Below are 19,919 nucleotides of genomic sequence, written 5' to 3'. Positions count from 1 at the left end.
CCCGGTCGACCCGGTCAGCGCACGCCGAGCAGGTGCTCCAACGCCAGCTGGTCGAGACGTTCGAAGGCCATGGAACGCTCGGCGGCGGCCTGCACATCGAAGTCCTCGTAGGCGGAGGTGTCGGCCAGCAGGCCCTTGAGGCCGTCGGCGGCGGTGGGCAGGGCGAGCTCGTCCAGCCGGGACGCGACCAGCGCCTCCTGGACCTCGGGGTCGGACCGGAAGGCGGCGGCGCGCTCCTTGAGGATCAGGTAGTTGCGCATGCAGTTCTTCGCGGACTCCCACACACCGTCGAAGCCGTCGGTACGCACCGGCTTGAAGTCGAAGTGCCGCGGACCCTCGTAGCCGGCGGTCTCCAGGAGGTCGACGAGCCAGAACGCCTGGCGCAGGTCGCCCGCGCCGAAGCGGAAGTCCTGGTCGTACTTGACGCCGGACTGGCCGTTGAGGTCGATGTGGTAGAGCTTGCCCGCCCACAGCGCCTGCGCGATGCCGTGCGGGAAGTTCAGGCCCGCCATCTGCTCATGGCCGGTCTCCGGGTTGATGCCGACCAGCTCGGGGCGCTCCAGGCGCTCGATGAAGGCCAGGGCATGGCCGATGGTCGGCAGGAGGATGTCACCGCGGGGCTCGTTGGGCTTCGGCTCGATGGCGAAGCGCAGGTCGTAGCCCTGCTCGGTGACGTACTCGCCGAGCAGGTCGAAAGCCTCCTTCATCCGGTCGAGCGCGACCCGCACGTCCTTGGCGCCGCCGGACTCCGCGCCCTCCCGGCCGCCCCAGGCGACATAGGTGGTGGCGCCCAGCTCGACGGCGAGGTCGATGTTGCGGATGGTCTTGCGAAGCGCGTAGCGGCGCACGTCCCGATCGTTGGCGGTGAAGCCACCGTCCTTGAAGACGGGGTGCGTGAAGAGGTTGGTGGTCGCCATGGGCACCTTGAGACCCGTGCGCTCCAGCGCAGCCCTGAAGCGCCTCACGATCGCCTCGCGCTCGGCGTCCGGTGAGCCGAAGGGGACCAGGTCGTCATCGTGGAATGTCACACCGTACGCACCCAGCTCGGCCAGGCGCTCGACGGACTCGACCGGGTCCAGCGCCGGGCGGGTGGCGTCACCGAAGGGGTCGCGCCCCCGCCAGCCGACGGTCCACAGGCCGAAGGTGAACTTGTCCTGCGAGGTGGGAGTGAACTGCAGCGACATGGTGCGGCCCCTTGGGTGATGCGGCGGCTTATTTGTTTGTTCTCCTTACCAATACCCTACGAGGTGCGCTCCGCCAACCCTCGGACACCTGGGACACCGCTCCACCCCTGCGAGGCCTGGCGCACATTTTGTTTCCTGCCAGATCAAACACCGTTCCACTCCGGACGGCCGTCGACACCGGCGCGCCGATCGACCGCACAAAGCAGCTCGACCAAACAGAGCAGCTCGACGACACAGAGCAGCCGCCGGCAGGCCGAAGCCTGCCGGCGGCTGCTCGACCGCGCCGTCAGTCCTCGTCGGGCGTCAGTCGCAGAGAGATCGAGTTGATGCAGTACCGCTGGTCCGTCGGGGTCGGGTAGCCCTCACCCTCGAAGACGTGCCCGAGGTGCGAGCCGCAGCGCGCGCAGCGCACCTCGGTCCGGACCATCCCGTGGGACCGGTCCTCGATCAGCTCGACGGCGTCGGTGTCCTTCGGGTCGTAGAAGGACGGCCAGCCGCAGTGCGACGCGAACTTCTCGTTGGAGGTGAAGAGCTCGGCGCCGCACGCCCGGCAGGAGTAGACGCCCTTGGTCTTGGTGTCCGTGTACTCACCGCGGAAGGCGGGCTCGGTGCCGGCCTGGCGCAGCACCTGGTACTCCGCGGGGGTCAGTTCCGCTCGCCACTGCTCGTCGGGCTTCTCGACGTCGTACGCCATGCTCGCTCTCCCTCACTCGGCCTCACTCGGCGAGGCGGGCCAGGATCTCCGGTCCGAGATCCGTCACATCGCCCGCGCCCATGGTGAGAACGAGATCACCGGGGGCGGCCATTCCCGCGATCACGTCCGGGACGGCCGCCTTGTCGTGGACGGGGGTCACGGCGGCACCCGCCGCGGTGGCCGCGTCGATGATGAGGGCGCTGGTGACACCGGGGACCGGGTCCTCCCGCGCCGGGTAGATGTCGAGGACCACGGAGGCGTCGGCGAGGGCGAGGGCCTGGCCCATTTCCGTGCCGAGTTCCTGGGTGCGGGAAAAGAGGTGCGGCTGGAAGACGACCAGCAGGCGCCGGTCGCCCGCCGCCGCGCGCATGGCCTCCAGGTCGGCGGTCATCTCGGTGGGGTGGTGCGCGTACGAGTCGATGACCTGGACGCCCTTGGTCTCGCCCTTGAGCTGGAGGCGGCGGCCGACACCGGTGTACGCGGTGAGGGCGCGAGCCAGGTCTGCGGGCTCGATGCCCATGCGGACGCCGGCGGCCAGTGCCGCGGCGGCGTTGTGGGCGTAGTGGCGGCCGGGGACGGAGACGGTGAAGGTGATCTCGCCGTGGTCCGGGACGGCGACGGTGACCTCGCTGGTCATGCCGTTCGGCTGGATGCGGCGGATCCGGACGTCGCAGCCGTCGTCCTCGCCGACCCTGACGATCGTCAGGTCCTCTCGTGCGGCGACCCGCGAGGCCAGTTCCCGGGCGCCCGCGTGCTCGCCGACGACCAGCGTGCCGCCCGCCGGGATCTTGGCGACGAAGGCCTCGAAGGACTCGTAGATCTCGTCCATCGACGCGTAGTTGGCGTGGTGGTCGAGTTCGACGTTGAGGACGATCGCGACGTCCGGGTCGTACTTCTGGAAGCTGCGGTCGCTCTCGTCTGCCTCGGCGACGAAGATCTCGCCGTCGCCGTGGCGGGCGTTCGTCCCCGGTCCGGCGAGGTCGCCGCCGATCGCGTACGACGGGTCGAGGCCCAGCTCGGTGAGCGCGACGGCGAGCATCGACGTGGTGGTGGTCTTGCCGTGGGTGCCGGCCACCGCGATGGTGCGCGAGGTGCGCATGAGCGCCGCGAGCGCGTCGGAGCGGTGCACGACCGGCACGCCCAGCTCGGCGGCGCGGGCCAGCTCGGGGTTGTCGGTGCGGATGGCGCTGGAGACGACGACGCACGACGCGTCGTCCGCGAGGTGCTCGGTGGCATGTCCGATGTGAACGGTCACACCGAGCGCCCGCAGCGCCTCCGCGGTGGCGGACTCCTTGGCGTCGCTGCCGGCGACCTTCGCGCCCCGCTGCGCGAGGATCTTCGCGATCCCGGACATTCCGGCGCCGCCGATGCCGATGAAGTGCGGCCGTTCCATGGCGTGGGGGATGCCGGATGCCATGACTGTGTCTCCCAGGGGTGCGACGTCGTGCGAAGGCCCCAGCCTATTCGCTGTGCGCGAAGAGCTTGAGCACCGGTACGCCGACCTTGTGCCGGGCGCGGGAGGCCCAGTCACGGTGGAAGAACTCCTCGACGTAGTGGGGTGCGGTCATGACGATGACCTCGTCCGCGCCGGACTCCTCGACGACGGCCTTCATCTTGTCCAGGGGGTGGTCCTCGACGACCTGCCCGACGGCCTCGGAGCCGGCGGCCCGCAGGGCGGCCAGGGAGTTCTCGAGGGCGAGCTCCGCGGGTTTCCTGGCTTCCTCGCCCCCGGGCTCCTCGCCCTCGCGGACGGCTTCCTTCAGCTCACCCATGGCCACGTCGTCGATGGCGCGCAGCAGAAGGTCGGCCTGGTCGCCGCGCGGTTGCATGAGGACGACGAAGGAGGTCGGCTCGTCCCCGTGCAGGGTCGTGACGAATTCCACGTCGGTGGACGTGAGGGGCTTCTCGATCATCAATACGCTTGTGAACACGTCAGGAGCCCTTCTGCGGAAACCATCCTGCCCCGTGTCAGCACGGGGTCTGAGACCAGTGTGCCCACCCGGACCGAACCGGAGCGGCTAATTCCGCCGCTTGTCAGATCCGACGGTAGCGGGTGAAGAGGAACCCGGCCTCCTCCAGCACCGACGCCAGTGCGAAGTGCTCGGGCACCCTCCGCGACGGGCCTCCCGCGATCCGCTGGGCGTCCCCCGCCGTGAGCGTCGGGGACACGGTGAGGCACAGCTCGTCCAGCACTCCCGACGCCACGAACTGGCCCAGCAGCCGCGGTCCGCCCTCGGTGAGCAGCCGCCTCAGTCCCCGTTCGGCCAGGGCCTGGACGGCGCCGGCCGGGTCGACGCCCCGCCGCTCGCCGGCGATCAGCACCTGAGCGCCCGCCTCCCGCGCCGCGGCGACCCGGTCCGTGGGCGCCGCGGCCCCGGTAAGGATCAGCGTCGGCACCAGGGGGGAGGTGAAGAGGGGGAGTGTGAAGTCCAGGTCGAGGCTCGCGGTGACCACGGCGATCGCGGGGGCGGGGCCCTGCCCCGCGGCCTCCCGGCGCGCCGCGAAGGCCTCCCGGGCGCGGGCCGGCCGGTAGCCCTCCTGCCGTACCGTTTCCGCGCCGACGACCACCACGTCGGCCAGCGCCCGCAGGGTGCCGAAGATCCGCATGTCCATGTCGGAGGAGAGCGGCTGGGAGCGTCCGTCGTGCTGGGCCGCGCCGTCCAGGGACGAGACCATGTTGGCCCGCAGCCAGGGACCGCCGCCGGACGGGTACGCGTAGGCGTCGGCCAGCTCGTCGAGCCCCCACTCCCGGTCGGTCGTCTCGGCTGTCGGGTCGGTCACAGGGAACAGGCGTCGCATGCCGTGCAGTCTGGCACGTCCCCGCCGCCCTTCCCGGAGTGCGGCGTGACGCCGGCACGGCTACCGGAGTGCGGCGTGACGCCGGCATGCCTACCGGAGTGCGGCGTGACGCCGGCATGCCTACCGGAGTGCGGCGTGACGCCGGCATGCCTACCGGAGTGCGGCGGACCCGGGCACGGCGCGACTCAGTACAGTGGATGGTTGTGTCGACCACCCCCATAACCGAAGCGGTCCCGCTGTCCCTGTGCGCCCGCGAGCCCCACGTCCCCGCCGACCGCCTGGTCGCCGAGATGGTGCCGCCGCCGCGCTTCGACTCGGTCCGCTTCGACACGTACGTCCCCGACCCGAGCCAGCCCAGCCAGGCCGAGGCGGTCACCGTGCTGAGCACCTTCGCGGCGGGTCTGGGCGGTGCGCACGCCACCGGCAGCGGCAGGCGCCGCTGGTTCGCCAGGAAGCCGCCGGAGCCCACCGGGCCGCGCGGGATCTACCTGGACGGCGGCTACGGCGTCGGCAAGACCCATCTGCTGGCCTCGCTCTGGCACGCGACGCCCGCCGAGCCGTCCCTCAAGGCCTTCGGCACCTTCGTGGAGCTGACCAATCTCGTCGGCGCGCTCGGCTTCCAGCAGACGGTGAAGACGCTCAGCGGGCACCGCCTCCTCTGCATCGACGAGTTCGAGCTGGACGACCCCGGCGACACCGTCCTCGTCTCGACCCTGCTCGGCAAGCTCGTGGACGCGGGCGTCGCGCTCGCGGCCACCTCCAACACGCTGCCCGGCAAGCTGGGCGAGGGCCGCTTCGCCGCCGTCGACTTCCTCCGCGAGATCCAGGGCCTCTCCGCGCACTTCCGGCCGCTGCGGATCGACGGCGAGGACTACCGCCACCGCGGACTGCCCGAGGCCCCGCCGCCGTACTCGGACGAGCAGGTGACCAAGGCCGCGTACGCCACCGAGGGCGCCTCGCTCGACGACTTCCCCCGGCTGCTGGAGCACCTCGCGCGCGTCCACCCCAGCCGTTACGGCGCGCTGACGGACGAACTGAGCGCGGTCTGCCTCACCGATGTGCGGCCGGTGCCGGACCAGTCGACGGCCCTGCGGCTCGTCGTCCTCGCCGACCGGCTGTACGACCGTGAGGTGCCGGTGCTGGCCTCCGGCCTCCCCTTCGACCAGCTGTTCAGCGACGAGATGCTGAAGGGCGGGTACCGGAAGAAGTACTTCCGGGCGATCTCCCGGCTGACGGCGCTCGCCCGGGACGCGAAGGGCCTTGTCGGCCAGTAGGTTCCAGTAGGTTGGGGCCGGTTGGAACCGATTGCAAACTTTGCAGTCTTTGAGAAGGGATCCATCATGGCCACCACGCGTACGGCGCACACCGTCTGGGAAGGCGAGCTGCTCAAGGGCTCGGGCGTCGTCTCCTTCGACTCCTCCGGCATCCCGAGCCAGCCCGTCTCCTGGCCGTCGCGCGCCGAGCAGGCGAACGGCAAGACCAGCCCGGAGGAGCTCATCGCCGGCGCGCACTCCAGCTGCTTCTCCATGGCCCTGTCCCACGGACTCACCGGTGCGGGCAACCCGCCCACCCGTCTGGAGACCAAGGCCGACGTCACCTTCCAGCCGGGTGAGGGCATCACCGGTATCCACCTGACCGTCACCGGTGAGGTCCCCGGCCTCGACGAGAACGGCTTCCAGGCGGCCGCCGAGGAGGCCAAGAAGAACTGCCCGGTGAGCCAGGCGCTGACGGGTACGACGATCACGCTCACCGCCAAGCTGGCGTAGCACCGGCTCCCCCACGGGGCACTGTGACCCGCATGCTTCACGCGCAACTGCACGCGTGGTACACACATGCGGGTCACATCTCCTGTCCGCCAGCAGGGAGTTGCCTCATGACCGCAGTACCCACGAACGCCGAAGGTGCGACCGCAGGGCGAGCGACAGCCGGGGAGGGGACCGGCTCCGAGCCACCGGCAGCGACACGGCGCCGGATCCTCACCGGCACCGGCGCGAGCATCGCCGGCATCGCCTTCACCGGAGCCTTCTCCGAACTCTTCACGGGAACCGCCGCCGCCCGCGGCCGTTCGGGCTACGGCCCGCTCGTACCCGACCCGGCAGGACTGCTCGACCTGCCGAAAGGTTTCCGCTACCAGGTCCTGTCCCGGGAGGGCGAGCAGCTGCGCTCCGGCGAGGGGCCGGTACCGAGCAACCACGACGGCATGGCCACCCTCCGGGGCCGCCGCGGTCGCGTCCATCTCGTACGCAACCACGAGAACCGGCGCGACGCCCGCATCGGTGTCCCCACCGTCGACGGCCTCACCTACGACCCGGCCGGCAAGGGCGGCTGTACGTCGCTCACCCTCGACGGACGCAACAACGTCCTGGACGAGCGGGTTGCCATCGCCGGCACCGCCGTCAACTGCGCGGGCGGGCCCACGCCTTGGGGCACCTGGCTGACCTGCGAGGAGACCGAGGACAAGGCCGGCACCAACGGCTACGCCAAGGACCACGGCTTCATCTTCGAGGTCGACGGCGCCGACCCGCGCCGCACCGGAGCCGTTCCGCTGACCGCGATGGGCCGCTTCCAGCACGAGGCGATCGCCGTCGATCCGCACAGCGGGATCGTGTACGAGACGGAGGACGCCTTCGAGAAGCCGTTCGGGCTGTTCTACCGCTTCCTGCCCGAGAAGCCGCTCGGCGGCACGGGCTCGCTGCGGGCCGGCGGGCAGCTGCAGGCGATGCGGGTGCCCGGGGTGCCGGACCTGTCCGCGATCCAGGAGACCGGCGCCCGCTTCGACGGCGTCGAATGGGTCCCCGTGCCCGATCCCCAGGCGCGGCAGACGCCCGTCCGGCTGCAGGACTTCGGGCCCAAGGGCATCACCCACGCCCAGAAGCTGGAGGGCTGCTACTGGGGAGGCTCGTCCGTCTACTTCGTTTCCAGCTTCGCCCGCAGCAAGGACGGCTCGGCCGCCGACCACTTCGGCCAGGTGTGGAGGTACGAGCCGCGGCGGCGCCGCCTCACGCTCGTGATCGTTTTCGGGCCGTCGACCGACATCCAGCTGCCCGGCGAGTCGCCCGACAACATCTGCCTGGCACCGGGCGGCGGGCTGATGGTGTGCGAGGACGGCAGCGGCGCGCAGCATGTGTACGGGCTGACGAAGCGTGGCGAGGTGTACGCGCTGGCCCGCGGCCGCCAGAACATCGGCACTCCGCAGGAGCCGGAGTGGGGCGAGTTCGCAGGGGTCACGTTCTCGCCGGACGGCGGGACGATGTACGTCAACTGCTACACGCCCGGCACCACGTTCGCGGTGACCGGCCCCTGGCGCTGACCCGGGTGCGGCCGTGGGCGGCCGTGGACGCCGGTCCGCGTGCGCTGCCGCGTGCGCCGGCCGCGTATGCGGCCGTCCGCGCGCCGATCCGCGCGTAACGCGGTGGCAGCACGGGCCCAAGGGTGCGACTGCCCATCGTCACCGGACCGCCCTCGCCGGTGTGACCCCGGTGATCCTGAATCTGCACTTCCACCACACTTCGCTCGCGGGGCCGCCCGTTCCGATGGAGGATCGGGGAACCGGGCCGGACCGGGAAGGGGCACGAGATGGCGAAGAAGGACTCCGTGGACGAGAAGCCCGAGCGGCTCCGTGAACTGCTCCGCGTCCGTCCGGGCGACGGGGTCGACCTCGCCTCGTACGACGCCGAGGCCACCCCGGCCGGCCCCGGGGACAAGGCCGCCGCCCTCGCGGCCACCGCCGCGATGGGCGAACGCCTCGCGGGCCTTCAGGAACGGCTGTACGCGGCCGGCACGGCGGGCGACCGCCGCAGGCTGCTGCTGGTGCTCCAGGGCATGGACACCAGCGGCAAGGGCGGCACGGTCAAGCATGTGATCGGTCTGTTCAACCCGGCCGGCTGCCGGATCAAGGCGTTCAAGGCTCCGACCCCGGAGGAACAGGACCATCCCTTCCTGTGGCGGATCATGCGGGAGCTGCCGCGCTCCGGGGAGATCGGCATCTTCGACCGGTCGCACTACGAGGACGTCCTGATCGCGCGGGTGCGTGACCTGGCACCTCGCGGCCGGATCCGCCGCCGCTACGACCAGATCAACCAGTTCGAGAAGTCGCTCGCCGAGGACGGCGTGACGGTGGTCAAGGTCTTCCTGCACATCTCGTACGAGGAGCAGCGCCGGCGGCTGCTGGCACGGCTGGACAATCCCGACAAGCACTGGAAGTTCGACGCGGGCGACATCGAGGAGCGCGCGCTCTGGCCCGCGTACCAGAAGGCGTACGAGCTGGTGCTGGAGCATTGCTCGACTCCCGAGGCGCCGTGGTACGTCGTCCCGGCCGACCGCAAGTGGTACCGGAACTGGGCGGTCAGCCGACTGCTCCTGGAGCACCTGGAAGAGCTGGATCCGCAGTATCCGAAGGGGGCCTTCGACGTGGAGGTGTCCAGGAAGCTGCTGCTGGAGGGGGTAGCGAGGCGGTCGGAGTGAGCCGGTATTCCGATGTCCGTATTCCCATGCCGGCGCGGCGGACGCGAGTGGTCCCCGCGCCGCCGTCGCGATGCGGGGACCGCCGGAGTGAAACGTGCCGGCGTCACCGAAGTGATGCGCCGTCAGTCCTCGGGCGTCAGCGGCGACCGCCGCCACCGCCACCGCCGCCGTTGCCGCCACGGTCACCGCCGTTGCCGCCACGGTCACCGCCGTTGCCGCCGCGGTCGCCGAAGTCGCCGCCGCGGTCACCGCCACGGTCACCGAATCCACGGTCGCCGCCACGGTCACCGAATCCACGGCCGCCGTCGTCGTAGTAGCCGTAGTAGCCGCCGTAGTAGCCGTAGTCATAGCAGTAGTCGTAGTAAGGCTCGAAGAAGCCGAACCCGACCGAGTAGTAGTAGACGCAATAGCCGTGCGACGGGTGGGCCGTGCTGGACGTACTGGTGGCACTCGCCATGCCGGCTCCGCCGAGGGTCAGAGCCAGAGCCGCGAACAGGCTGGCGCACAGCCTGAATATCCTGGATGTCATTGCCCGCATGGTGCTTTCCCTTCCCGGGGCATGGACGGGACTGAGAGCCCTGCACGGCCGCGGTGGCGTCAGCACCAGCGTGAATACGATGCGTTCACGAAAGGACCCGGTACGTCGGCCTTGAACATGGCGTGAGTTGCCACGGCCGGCTCACGCGCTGAGCGCGTGCCATCGGGCCTGCCCGGGCTGCTCCGTTGAGCGGCCCCGCGGCGGGGCATCTGTCCGTCGGACGACGTCCCTGGTGGGTCGTCGATCGGGATCTTGAGATTGTTCGCCTCCTCATGAAAGCAAGAAGGCGAATACTTCCAACAATCTGTCCCTAAAGTAGGCATACCACCACAAGAAAGTCAAACGTGGTACAACCCACTGTCGCCTCGCCAGAATTGATGCCGCCGGAATTGATCCCCGCGGGGCCGGTCCGGGTCACCGGTCCGCGAACGGCAGCGCGGAGAGCACCTTGCCGAGCGCGGGCGGTGGCGCCGGGTCGCCGGTCACGACCTCGCGGCCGCCGTAGATGATCGCGTACACCCGTCCGTCAGGGACCGGATCTCCCATCGAGATCCGTGGGAGTCGCGGGAAGTCCGCGTCCGAAAGTGCCTTGCGGAGCGTCGCGAGTTCGGCCGGTGTCAACCGGCCCGACTCATCGGGCTTGCCGCGCTCCAGGCGGGTGTACGAGCCGTCGCCGCGGACGATGACGCTTTCGTGACGGCCGTCGATGCCACCGGTCATGGTCGCGGCGACGAGTCGTTCGTCCTTGCCGGTGGGCGCGGGGGCGGGGACGGCGGTGGGCACGTCCGGCGGGGAGGGCGAAGGAGACGGAAGGGACGGCGAAGGGGACGGAAGGGACGGCGAAGGGGACGGCGGGGACGAGGGCGAAGACGGGGAGGCGGTGGCCGGCGCGCTGCTCGCAGTGCTGTCCGGCGCGCCTTTCGCCGCGCCGCTCCCGTCGCACCCCGACACCAGCAGAGCCACGGCCAACAGCCCCGCGGCACCCGTGATCCGTCTCATGTTCCCCACCCGTTTCTCCGGAACGCACCCACGGCGCACGCCGCTTCCGCGTCGAGGATGCCCGAGCGCGCGTTCGGACGGGAGAGGCCGCGCGTGGCCCCGGGCATCCGCCGATGCCCGGGGCCCACCGCTGCGTGTGTCAGCCGATCTCGGCGCCGACCGCGGCCAGTGCGCTCGTCACCGGCTGGAAGAACGTCTCACCGCCCGAAGTGCAGTCCCCGCTCCCGCCCGAGGTGAGGCCGACCGCGTCCCCTTCCCTGGTGAACAGGGCTCCGCCGCTGTCGCCCGGCTCCGCGCAGACGTTGGTCTGGATGAGCCCCGTGACCGTGCCCTCCGGGTAGTTCACGGTGGCGTTGAGGCCGGTGACCTGGCCGCCGTTCAGGCCGGTGGTGCTGCCCATGCGGAAGACCTCCTGGCCGACGGCCGCGTCGGCCGCCTGCCCGATCTCCACGAGCTGTCCGTTGCCGACATCGACGGCGCTCGGAGCCTCGGTGCCCGGATCGTCGTACGTGACGAGTGCGAAGTCGCCCTCGCCGGGGAAGACGGCCTCCTGGACCGTACCGATGGGCGCGCCGTTCTGGTCCTCCGACCACTGCTCGGCGGCGACGCCGCAGTGGCCAGCGGTGAGGAATCCGGGCTGCCCGTCCTGCGTCGTCACGTTGAAGCCGAGCGAGCAGCGCGAGCCGCCGCCGAAGATGGCGTCCCCGCCCTCGATGAGGGGCTTGAACTCGCCCGCGGACTTCTGGATCCGGGCCACGCCGTCACCCAGGGACTCGACCGCCGATTCGACTCTGTCCCAGCGCCCGCCGGTGACCGTGCGGTCGGCGGTGACCAGGATCTGGTTCGTCCTCGGGTCGACGGCCCAGGCGGTCCCCGGAACGCTCGCGTCGCGGGACAGCGACTGCGTCGCGGACTTCAGGGTGCTCGCGCTGTTCTGCACGCTGCGGGCCACCGCACCGGCCCGCTCGACCTGGCCGTTCACGTTGTCGTTGTCGCCCACGACATTGACGACGAGCTGCTTCTTCGCCGCGTCGTAGTACGCCCCGCCGTAGGACTCGCCGAGCTGCTTGCCCAGCTGCTGGACGAGCTTCGAGGCGGACGCCGCGCTCATCTTCCTGGGGGCGTCCGGCTCGTCCCCCGACCCGGACTGCGAAGCGTTGGCATTCGGCAGCAGCACGGCCGCTGCGGCAATGCCCACCGCCCCGGCTCCGGCGAGAATCGCCTTCCGCTTGGGTATGCGCCTGTGACTCAACTCTTTGCCTCCTGCGGGGGGGTACGGACTCCGGTCGCCGAAGGAGACCGGGGGACGCGTCCGGCCCTTCATACGGATGGCGCACCCGGTTCTGCTCATCGCATCGGCAAAGAAATCTTCTTGACCGACCGTCAGGGCGAGGTGTTCCCGGCATCAACGGATGATCGTATATTTTCCGCGAGTGAGCATCTTTGTACGGAGATTGACGGCACTGGCGGCGATCGGGGCGGCGCTGACCGGGTGCACCGGCGGCGGAGCGGGGAACGGCGCCGCCGCTCCCGTCGTCCCCGTCGTCACCGTCGTCTCCTCGTAACCCGTCACCCGTCACCCGTCGCCGCCGTCGCGCCGGTGGCTCAGCAGGCAGGTCAGGGCGAACGCCGCGGCCGCGACCAGCACCGCCGCCGCGAGCGGAGCCACCGGGTAGTGCATGGCCCCGGTGCGGGAGCCGGTGACCAGGCCGGTGACAGCCGCCTGCGCCGGGGAGCCGGTCAGGACCAGGGCGAGCAGCGAGGCCGACGCGGTGGCCGCGATCGACCAGCCGCGGCCGTGCAGCACCGGCCGGGTGCACAGCGCCCCGACGGCCGCGCCGGTCAGCACACACACCGCGGCGGCGAGCAGCCCGGCGGCCGTCGCGGGCAGGAGGGGGACGGCGACGCGGTTGTCGCCGCTCATCGGTTTGCTGATCAGCGCGACGACGACCGTGCCGGCGGCGCCCAGGAGGGTCGCCCAGCCCGCGGCCGTGGCCAGCGTGGCGAGATGGACCCGCGGCGGGCCGGCCGCCGCTGCCACGATGTTCCGGGCGGCGGCGGGCTCCTGGTTGGCGCAGACCCGGACCAGCCAGGCGGTGACGGGCAACAGCGCGGCGGCGGCGTACCCGAGCGAGTCCAGCACGGGCTGCCCGGACTGCACACCGACGGCAAGGAAGGCCGCGTACAGCAGGACGGGCGCCAGCCAGCGCTGCGAGCGCACCAGCAGGGCGGACTGGTAGCGGACGAGCGCGCTCATGAGTCCCGCTCGCGGGCCCCGGCGTCCGGACCGGCCGACACGGGGACGGGGGCCACGGACCGTACGTGCCACGGCGGGCGGGCCGTCAGCAGTGCCCGCAGCGCCGCGTCCGAGTGGGTGTCCGGCACCTCCAGGACGGCGATGCCGTGCGTGCCCGCACGGTCCGCGCCGGCAACGGCACCCACGCCCGAGCCCGCACCGTCCGCACCCGCACCGTCCGCACCCGTACCGCGCGTGCGCGACAGCGGCAGCCCGGCTGGCAGTGCCGCTCCCGGCGGGCCCGACACGACGATGCGGACCGCTCCTGCCGCCACAGGTGAGGGCGCGACCGGCGCCGGCACCAGCCCCGTGCCCTCGACGCGATGCCCCACGTCGACCGCGCCCGCCAGCCGCCGCGGATCGTGGTCGACGAAGACGACCGTCGCTCCGGCGGCGACGCGCTGCGCGACGGCCAGGTCGAGTTCGGCGCGGGCCCCGGTGTCGAGACCTGTCCAGGCCTTGTCGAGGACCAGCAGCTCCGGCGCGGCGAGCAGCGCCTGGGCCACCGCGACCTTCTGGCTGGTGCCCTTGGACAGTTCGGTCAGCGGCGTACGCGCACGGCCCGCGGCCCCGAAACGCTCCAGCCACTCACGCGCGCCGCGCTCCGCCGCACCGCGGCCGAGGCCATGGACACGACCGACGTGGACGAGATAGCCGGTCGCGGTGAACGGCAGCGCGGCCGGGAACCGTTCGGGCACGTACGCCGTGCGCGGCCGTCCCGTGATGCGTCCCTCGGTCGGCGCGTCGATCCCGGCGAGCAGCCGCAGCAGGGTGGATTTTCCACTGCCGTTGCCGCCCTCGACCCGGACCAGCGTCCCCGCGGCCAGGTCGAGGCCGACTCCGCGCAGCACCCACGGGCCGCCCAGGCCGTAACGGCGGCCCACTCCTCGCAGTTTCAGTTCGCCGACGCCTTCTGCTGGGTCAGCTCGCTCGGCCTGACGATCACGAATCCCTCGCCCTGCAGCATCAGCTGGACCGCCTCGCCCGAGCCGCCGCGGATCATCGAGCCGATGGACTGCGAGCGGTGCAGCGACGTGTTCAGCTGGGCGCTCCAGCCGACGACCGCGTCGGTGTCCACGTACACGGGCTGCTGCGCGGTGACGGGGATCACCAGCGGGTTGCCCTCGCACATCACCCCGAGCTTGCCGTAGCCGGTGAAGACGCTGTTGAACAGGCCGCCCCCGGTCATTCCGGCGCCTTTCACGGTCTTGATCTCGTACGCGAGCGTCGGGTCGAAGCAGAGGACGTTGCGGCCGTTGATGGTGAGCGCGTCGCCGTGGTCGATGTCGACGATGAAACAGTTCGCGGCCTCGTGAGCGAACCAGGCCTCGCCCTGGCCGCGTACGGCCATCAGCGGCAGACCCTCGCCGGTGACGGCGCGCTTGAGCATGCCGCCTATGCCCTGGCCCTTCCGCTCGAACTGGAGGTTTCCGCGATAGGCGATCATCGCTCCCTGTCGCGCGAACATCTCCCCGTTGACGGCGTACTTGATCGATTTGGCGTTCTGCAGGCTCATTCCGGGTGCGGAAGCCTGCTGCGCCATGTTCTCGCTGGCAAAGAGATCGCTCTTCATGCGGAGCATCGTCACCCGGAGCGTTTCGTTCCGCCAACCATCGCCAACAACCGCCGACAGGGCGGCTGGCAGACTGAGCGGGTGAACAGCACCGACAGTCCCTTCCGGCAGGAGCGCACCACGCGCGACGAGGCTCCGCAGTACGTCCTTCCGCTCGTGGTCCGGATCGAGAAGACCGCTCCGCCGTCCCGTACCGACGCGCTGGAGGCCGCGGCCCGCGCGGTGCTGGTCATCCTCTCGGACGAGCGCTCGCTCGGTGACGGGGAATGGGCGCAGGCGATGCGGGACTGGCAGGACGCCCGGATCCGCAAGGTGGTGCGGCGGGCGCGCGGTGCGGAGTGGCGGCGGGCCTCGGCGCTCCCCGGCATCACGGTGACGGGAGAGACCGCCGAGGTACGGGTGTTCCCGCCGGTGCCGCTGGACGGCTGGCCCAAGGAGCTGGTGAAACTGCAGGTGTCGGGGACGGAGCTCGAGGACCCGGATGACACGCAGGACACGGCGAACCCTGCGGACCCGGCCGGTGGCATCGACCCCCGCCAGGCCCTGATCTGGCTCAACCCCGATCTGCACATGTCGACCGGCAAGGAGATGGCGCAGGTCGGACACGGGGCGCAACTGCTGTGGTGGGACATGGACGACGCCGAGCGCAAGGCGTGGCGCGAGGCCGGATTCCCGCTGGCCGTACGGACCGCGCATCCCGGCCGCTGGGCCGAACTGACCACGAGCGGTCTGCCGACGGTACGGGACGCGGGCTTCACGGAGATCGCGCCGGGCTCGGTCACGGTCGTGGCCGGCCGTCCCGGGCGCGGCTGAGGAGAACTGAACAGAACCGGGCCCTGTTACGTACCTTCCAGTACTGCCAAGTAGGTTGAACCGCCGGTTCGGTTGCCGGTTGATTCTGCGACACGCACAACGGCTCGGGAGGCACATTTGTTGCGGCGTATCAACGGGACAGCGCTCATCATCGCGGCGCTGGTCGCCACTGTCGGCGCGCTCGCGTTCCCCGTGTGGTCCTACGCCGACCGCTCCGGAACCGGGCAGGCGAACCTCAACGCCTCGTCCGTGGCAACGCAGTGGGGCCCGCTGTCGGCGACCGACCGCGACTTCCTCGTGAAGGTCCGGCTGGCCGGACTGTGGGAGCTGCCGGCGGGCCAGCAGGCGATCGAACGCGCGCCGAGCAAGGCCATCAAGGACGCCGGGGACCACCTCGTCGTCGGCCACACCGACCTCGACCTGCGGGCCCGTGATGTGGCGGCGAAGCTCGGCGTGGAACTGCCGAACCAGCCCAGCGAGCAGCAGCAGGGCTGGCTGCGCGAGCTGTCGGCGGCGACCGGTAAGGAGTACGAGTACAAGTTCGCGAACCTGCTGCGCAACGCGCACGGCAAGGTCTTCGCGCTGATCGCCCAGGTCCGGCACACCACCCGCAACACGCTGATACGCCAGCTGGCGAGCGACGCGAACCAGACCGTCCTCGACCACATCACCATGCTCGAAGCCACCGGCCTGGTGGACTTCGACGCGATCGCCAACGAGGCCGCGGGCGGCGCGACGGCCAGCCCCACGGGCCCGCCGCCCCCGAACGGCAACCTGCCGCCCGCGCCCTCCCCGGCGGCTCCCACGGGCCAGGACCAGTCGTTCACGTCCCGGCCGTCGACGCAGCCCGGACCGCCGACCGCGGTCAACACCGACCGTCCCGCGCCGGGGGCGGGAGGCTGACGGCCAGGGGCCTGTCCGGCGAGACAGGCCCCTGGGCCCTCGGAACGAACCTCAAATCAAGCTCTGAACGTCCCCTCCTCCGGATTCGGCAGGCTCTGGCGGGGCCATGACCACTGCACATGCAGAGGAGGGGACCCATGAAGAGGCTCGACCGGCTCAACACGCCCGACCGGCTCGACACACTCGGCAGGCTCAACACGCTCGGCAGGCTCGGCACCGGTATCGGCTGGCGACCGGAGATCGCGGACGCCGTGGAGCGGCTGCCCGGCGTCGACTGGGTCGAGGTCGTCGCGGAGAACGTCTGCCCCGGCCACCTTCCCGCTTCCCTCGTACGGCTCCTGGAGCGCGGTGTCACCGTCGTCCCGCACGGTGTCTCCCTCGGGATCGGCGGGGCCGACCGGCCCGACGAGAAGCGGCTGGCGGACCTGGCGGAGCGTGCCGAGGCACTCGGATCGCCGCTCGTCACCGAGCACATCGCCTTCGTCCGGGCCGGTGGCCCCCTCACCGCGACGCCGCGCCTGGAAGCCGGGCATCTGCTGCCCGTGCCGCGCACCCGCGACGCCCTGGACGTGCTCTGCGAGAACGTGCGCATCGCCCAGGACTCCCTGCCGGTGCCGCTCGCGCTGGAGAACATCGCGGCGCTGGTCTCCTGGCCCGGGGAGGAGCTGACGGAGGGCCAGTTCCTGGCGGAGCTGGTCGAGCGGACCGGCGTACGGCTGCTCATCGATGTCGCCAATCTCCACACGAATCACATCAACCGGGGCGAGGACCCGGTCAAGGCCCTCGACGAGCTGCCCGTCGAGGCGATCGCGTACGTCCACGTGGCAGGTGGTGTCGAGCGCGACGGCATCTGGCACGACACGCACGCGCATCCGGTCTCCCGGCCGGTCCTCGACATCCTGGCGGAGCTGTGCTCCCGGACGGACCCGCCGGGAGTGCTGCTGGAGCGCGACGACGACTTCCCGCCGGCGGCGGAGCTGGAGACGGAACTGGAGGCGATACGGGCGACGGTGGCCGCCGCCGCACCGGGTGACGGTGCGCGAGGCGATGACGGAGGCGAGACACGGGGCGCCGTGGAGCGGGAGGCCTGCCTCCTGTCCGCGCCGGCCGAGTCCGCGCCGGCCGAGTCCGGGCAGGCGGGCCACGGGCAGGGCAGCCACGAGCAGGCCGAGCCCGACGGCGCGCCCGCGCGGGAGCGGGTCGGGCTCGCCCAGGCCGCGTTGCTGTCCGCGCTGGTCGCCGGGACGCCCGCGCCGGAGGGCTTCGATCCGCGGCGGCTCCAGGTGCAGATCCGCGCGCTCGCCGCCAAGCGGGCCGATGTCGTGGCCAAGGTCGCGCCCGAGCTTCCGGACATCCTCGGGAGCGGCTACCGGCCCGCGTTCCTGGCGTACGCCAAGTCCCGCCCCATGCGGGACGGCTACCGGCGGGACGCGCTGGACTTCGCCGAGCAGCTGCTGATCGCGGGCCGGCCGGCGGACCCGGCCGCCCGGCGGCGGCTCACCCACTGGTGGCAGGACCGGGCGGCGCCCCGCCCGCCGCGCCGTTCGGCCCGTTTCGTACGCGCGGCCCGCGCCGCACTCGTCCGGAGGTGACCCCCGTGCTGATGAACGTACTCGCCGTGCTGGTGTATCTCGCCGTGGCCGCCTCCTCGGTGCTGCTGATCAAGGGTGTGGCGGGCACGCGCCGCGGCCCCGGCGGCCCCGTGCACGACCTGCTGGAGGTCGCGTTCCTGAACGGCGGGCCCGCACGTGTCGCCGACACCGCCCTCGCCGCGATGCAGGCGGACGGGCGCCTGGCGGTCGGGGGCCCGGGCATCGTCGCCGTCCAGCAGCCCGTCGCCCGCAACCATGTCGAGCGCGCCGTCCTGCTCGAACTCACCGCGGCGCCGAGCGGCGCCCTGCACACGCTCCGGCTCGCCGTGATGCGCAACCCCGCGGTGCAGGAGATCGGCGACGGGCTTGCGGCACGCGGACTGATGGTTCCGGCGGGCGCGGGCCGCCCGTGGCGCGTCCGGGGCGGCTGGCAGGCGGCCGCGTCCTTCGTCATGCTGCCGCTCTCCATGGTCCTGACGATCGTGCAGTACGCGGCGCACGACGGGCTTGCGGACACTCCCTTCCCGTTCATCGTGAAGGTGCTGCCGGCCTGCCTCGCGGGCCTGGTGATCGGGTTGGTCTGCGCCGCGCGCGCGAGCAGCAAGGTCACCCCCGCGGGCCGGCGGGCGGCCTGGGAGTACCGCGCGGCGCATGCGTACAGCGCGGACGTCGGCCACCGGGTGGCGCTGGGCGGGGTGCGCGCGCTGCCCGACCCGGTGTTCCAGGCACAGCTCATGGCGGCGTCCCGGCTGGTGCGGACCGGCGGCGGGCGGGCCGGCCACAGCAGCAGCGGCAGCGGCTCGTCGGATGCGTACGTCCCTGCCCCGGCCGTCGTCTGGTGCGCCATGTCGGGGCCCGGCTCCGGCGGGTCGGGCGGCGGGGGGTGCGGCGGCGCGAGCGGCAGCTCCTGCGGCGGGAGCAGCGGCTGCGGAAGCTCGTCGGGCGGGGGTTCCAGCTGCGGAGGCAGCTCAGGAGGCGGATCCAGCTGCGGAGGCAGCTCAGGAGGCGGATCCAGCTGCGGCGGAGGCGGGGGTTCAAGCTGCGGTGGGGGCAGTTCCGGCTGACTTCCCGCAACCGCCCACGGGATCAGCACGGCGCCCAGTAGCGTGCGGGCCGCACGCAGGAGGCACCATGCGCACCCCCGCCCGCTTCACCCCGCTCGCCGGCACCGGACTGGTCGTCGTCGCCGTGACGGCGACCATCGCCGCGCTCGTGTTCCCCCTCTGGTCGTACGCGGACCGCGCCGGCACGCACGGGACGGCCGGCCTCACGGCCGATGCCGTGCCGACCCGCTGGGGCCCGCTGTCCGCCGCCGACCGGGACTTCATCGTCCAGGTCAGACTCGCCGGGCTGTGGGCGCTCCCGGCCGGCCAGCAGGCCGTCGGCCGGGCGCCGAGCCGCGCCGTCACCGTGGCCGGCCGGCATCTCGTCGAAGGCCACACCTATCTCGACGCCCGGGTCCGCGAGGTCGCGTCCCGGCTCACCATGGAGCTGCCCAGTCAGCCCACGGACCGGCAGCGCGACTGGCTGACCGAACTGACCGACGCCCACGGCCAGGAGTACGCGGTCAGATTCAGCAACACCCTGCGCCAGGCCCATGGCACCTTCTTCACGCTGATCGCCGAGGTCCGGCACACCACCCGCAACTCCCTGGTGCGCGCCCTCGCCGACGACGCCAACACGGCCGTCCTCGACCACATCGAGTGCCTGGAGGCGACCGGACTCGTCGACTTCGACGCCATCGCCGCACAGGACGCGGGCACCGCCACAGCGAGCCCGACCGGTCCCCCGCCGCCGGTGCCCGGCAGGACCCCGCGGTCCGCCGTCCCGGTCACCCCGTCCCCGAAGTACCTGCGGCAGAAGCCTGCCGCCGCTGCCGCCCGCCGTGAGCAGGCCCCGCCCCGCCACCACGGGTCCATGACACACGGTCGTCCGCATCCTGGAATTCCCATGGCGCGCAAGAGGTGACCTCGCGTAGAAATCCGCCATGTTCTGGGTCCTCTTCCTGCTGCTGGCGTGGGCCGCGGCGGGCATCAGCTGCGGCCGGCTCTGTGTCGCCGCCGC

At 71.8% G+C, this 19,919-nt stretch carries 20 protein-coding genes and 1 pseudogene; 10 read left to right on the top strand and 11 right to left on the bottom strand.

What is annotated here, in order from left to right; genetic code table 11:
- Positions 1-14: 14 nt before the first annotated feature.
- The 5 genes from xylA to ACZ6ZQ_RS33310 all read right to left on the bottom strand — a co-directional run bounded on the left by xylA (position 15) and on the right by ACZ6ZQ_RS33310 (position 4,677).
- Positions 15-1,184 carry a xylose isomerase gene (xylA, locus tag ACZ6ZQ_RS33330; protein WP_469772254.1) on the bottom strand — a complete coding sequence of 390 codons (1,170 nt, stop codon included), beginning with the start codon at positions 1,182-1,184 and terminating at the stop codon, positions 15-17.
- Between the two features lie 286 nt (positions 1,185-1,470).
- Positions 1,471-1,878: a peptide-methionine (R)-S-oxide reductase MsrB gene (gene msrB / locus ACZ6ZQ_RS33325; protein ID WP_469772253.1), complete on the bottom strand. Its 408-nt coding sequence runs from the start codon at positions 1,876-1,878 to the stop codon at positions 1,471-1,473.
- A 22-nt stretch (positions 1,879-1,900) separates the two neighbouring features.
- On the bottom strand, positions 1,901-3,295 hold the full coding sequence (gene murC / locus ACZ6ZQ_RS33320) for a UDP-N-acetylmuramate--L-alanine ligase (RefSeq protein WP_469772252.1): 1,395 nt from the start codon (positions 3,293-3,295) through the stop codon (positions 1,901-1,903).
- Between the two features lie 43 nt (positions 3,296-3,338).
- Positions 3,339-3,809 (bottom strand): indole-3-glycerol phosphate synthase, encoded by a 471-nt coding sequence (locus ACZ6ZQ_RS33315; protein ID WP_469772251.1) that lies wholly within the window; start codon positions 3,807-3,809, stop codon positions 3,339-3,341.
- A gap of 103 nt (positions 3,810-3,912) precedes the next feature.
- Positions 3,913-4,677, bottom strand: coding sequence for a pyrimidine reductase family protein (locus tag ACZ6ZQ_RS33310; RefSeq protein WP_469772250.1), 765 nt, complete (start codon positions 4,675-4,677; stop codon positions 3,913-3,915).
- 197 nt (positions 4,678-4,874) lie between these two features.
- Between ACZ6ZQ_RS33310 and zapE the strand changes: the two genes are divergently transcribed.
- From zapE to ACZ6ZQ_RS33290, 4 genes are all read left to right on the top strand, one after another.
- A complete protein-coding gene (zapE, locus tag ACZ6ZQ_RS33305) occupies positions 4,875-5,951 on the top strand; it encodes a cell division protein ZapE (RefSeq protein WP_469772249.1) in 1,077 nt (358 codons plus the stop codon).
- A gap of 66 nt (positions 5,952-6,017) precedes the next feature.
- A complete protein-coding gene (locus tag ACZ6ZQ_RS33300) occupies positions 6,018-6,443 on the top strand; it encodes an OsmC family protein (protein ID WP_469772248.1) in 426 nt (141 codons plus the stop codon).
- A 107-nt stretch (positions 6,444-6,550) separates the two neighbouring features.
- Positions 6,551-7,987, top strand: a complete 1,437-nt coding sequence (locus ACZ6ZQ_RS33295) for an alkaline phosphatase PhoX (protein ID WP_469772247.1) — start codon at positions 6,551-6,553, stop codon at positions 7,985-7,987.
- 266 nt (positions 7,988-8,253) lie between these two features.
- A complete protein-coding gene (locus tag ACZ6ZQ_RS33290; protein WP_469772246.1) occupies positions 8,254-9,141 on the top strand; it encodes a PPK2 family polyphosphate kinase in 888 nt (295 codons plus the stop codon).
- Positions 9,142-9,277: 136 nt separating this feature from the next.
- On the opposite strand, the gene ACZ6ZQ_RS33285 is transcribed toward ACZ6ZQ_RS33290, so the two are convergent.
- The 3 genes and pseudogenes from ACZ6ZQ_RS33285 to ACZ6ZQ_RS33275 all read right to left on the bottom strand — a co-directional run.
- Positions 9,278-9,670 carry a hypothetical protein gene (locus ACZ6ZQ_RS33285; protein WP_469772245.1) on the bottom strand — a complete coding sequence of 131 codons (393 nt, stop codon included), beginning with the start codon at positions 9,668-9,670 and terminating at the stop codon, positions 9,278-9,280.
- A gap of 423 nt (positions 9,671-10,093) precedes the next feature.
- Entirely contained in the window at positions 10,094-10,462 is a 369-nt protein-coding gene (locus tag ACZ6ZQ_RS33280) for a hypothetical protein (protein WP_469772244.1), read from the bottom strand.
- Between the two features lie 358 nt (positions 10,463-10,820).
- Positions 10,821-11,930 (bottom strand): annotated as a pseudogene (locus ACZ6ZQ_RS33275) (S1 family peptidase); the annotation flags it as partial.
- Positions 11,931-12,111: 181 nt separating this feature from the next.
- Here ACZ6ZQ_RS33275 and ACZ6ZQ_RS33270 point away from each other — a divergent pair.
- Positions 12,112-12,243, top strand: coding sequence for a hypothetical protein (locus ACZ6ZQ_RS33270; RefSeq protein ID WP_469772243.1), 132 nt, complete (start codon positions 12,112-12,114; stop codon positions 12,241-12,243).
- Positions 12,244-12,254: 11 nt separating this feature from the next.
- Here ACZ6ZQ_RS33270 and ACZ6ZQ_RS33265 read toward each other — a convergent pair whose 3' ends face one another.
- From ACZ6ZQ_RS33265 to ACZ6ZQ_RS33255, 3 genes are read right to left on the bottom strand one after another with little or no spacing between them, the layout of a single operon-like run.
- Positions 12,255-12,935 carry an ABC transporter gene (locus ACZ6ZQ_RS33265; RefSeq protein ID WP_469772242.1) on the bottom strand — a complete coding sequence of 227 codons (681 nt, stop codon included), beginning with the start codon at positions 12,933-12,935 and terminating at the stop codon, positions 12,255-12,257.
- Complete coding sequence (locus ACZ6ZQ_RS33260) at positions 12,932-13,858, bottom strand: ABC transporter ATP-binding protein (RefSeq protein ID WP_469772241.1); 927 nt, start codon at positions 13,856-13,858, stop codon at positions 12,932-12,934. The genes ACZ6ZQ_RS33265 and ACZ6ZQ_RS33260 overlap by 4 nt, the downstream gene beginning before the upstream one ends.
- 11 nt (positions 13,859-13,869) lie before the next feature.
- Entirely contained in the window at positions 13,870-14,547 is a 678-nt protein-coding gene (locus ACZ6ZQ_RS33255; RefSeq protein WP_469772240.1) for an AIM24 family protein, read from the bottom strand.
- Between the two features lie 81 nt (positions 14,548-14,628).
- Here ACZ6ZQ_RS33255 and ACZ6ZQ_RS33250 point away from each other — a divergent pair, with 81 nt between their 5' ends.
- The 5 genes from ACZ6ZQ_RS33250 to ACZ6ZQ_RS33230 all read left to right on the top strand — a co-directional run bounded on the left by ACZ6ZQ_RS33250 (position 14,629) and on the right by ACZ6ZQ_RS33230 (position 19,823).
- A complete protein-coding gene (locus ACZ6ZQ_RS33250) occupies positions 14,629-15,360 on the top strand; it encodes a peptidyl-tRNA hydrolase (protein WP_469772239.1) in 732 nt (243 codons plus the stop codon).
- A 120-nt stretch (positions 15,361-15,480) separates the two neighbouring features.
- The gene (locus tag ACZ6ZQ_RS33245) at positions 15,481-16,263 is read left to right on the top strand and encodes a DUF4142 domain-containing protein (protein ID WP_469772286.1); all 783 of its coding nucleotides are present in this window, start codon (positions 15,481-15,483) and stop codon (positions 16,261-16,263) included.
- Positions 16,264-16,400: 137 nt separating this feature from the next.
- The gene (locus ACZ6ZQ_RS33240) at positions 16,401-17,855 is read left to right on the top strand and encodes an MbnB/TglH/ChrH family RiPP precursor modification enzyme (protein ID WP_469772238.1); all 1,455 of its coding nucleotides are present in this window, start codon (positions 16,401-16,403) and stop codon (positions 17,853-17,855) included.
- A gap of 11 nt (positions 17,856-17,866) precedes the next feature.
- Positions 17,867-18,919, top strand: coding sequence for a TIGR04222 domain-containing membrane protein (locus ACZ6ZQ_RS33235; protein WP_469772285.1), 1,053 nt, complete (start codon positions 17,867-17,869; stop codon positions 18,917-18,919).
- Between the two features lie 67 nt (positions 18,920-18,986).
- Positions 18,987-19,823, top strand: coding sequence for a DUF4142 domain-containing protein (locus tag ACZ6ZQ_RS33230; protein ID WP_469772237.1), 837 nt, complete (start codon positions 18,987-18,989; stop codon positions 19,821-19,823).
- Positions 19,824-19,919 lie beyond the last annotated feature (96 nt).

This window comes from Streptomyces sp. NPDC053673 (genome assembly GCF_055585225.1).
Note: the sequence above shows the minus strand (reverse complement) of the source record. Positions and strands in the feature narration are given on the sequence as shown.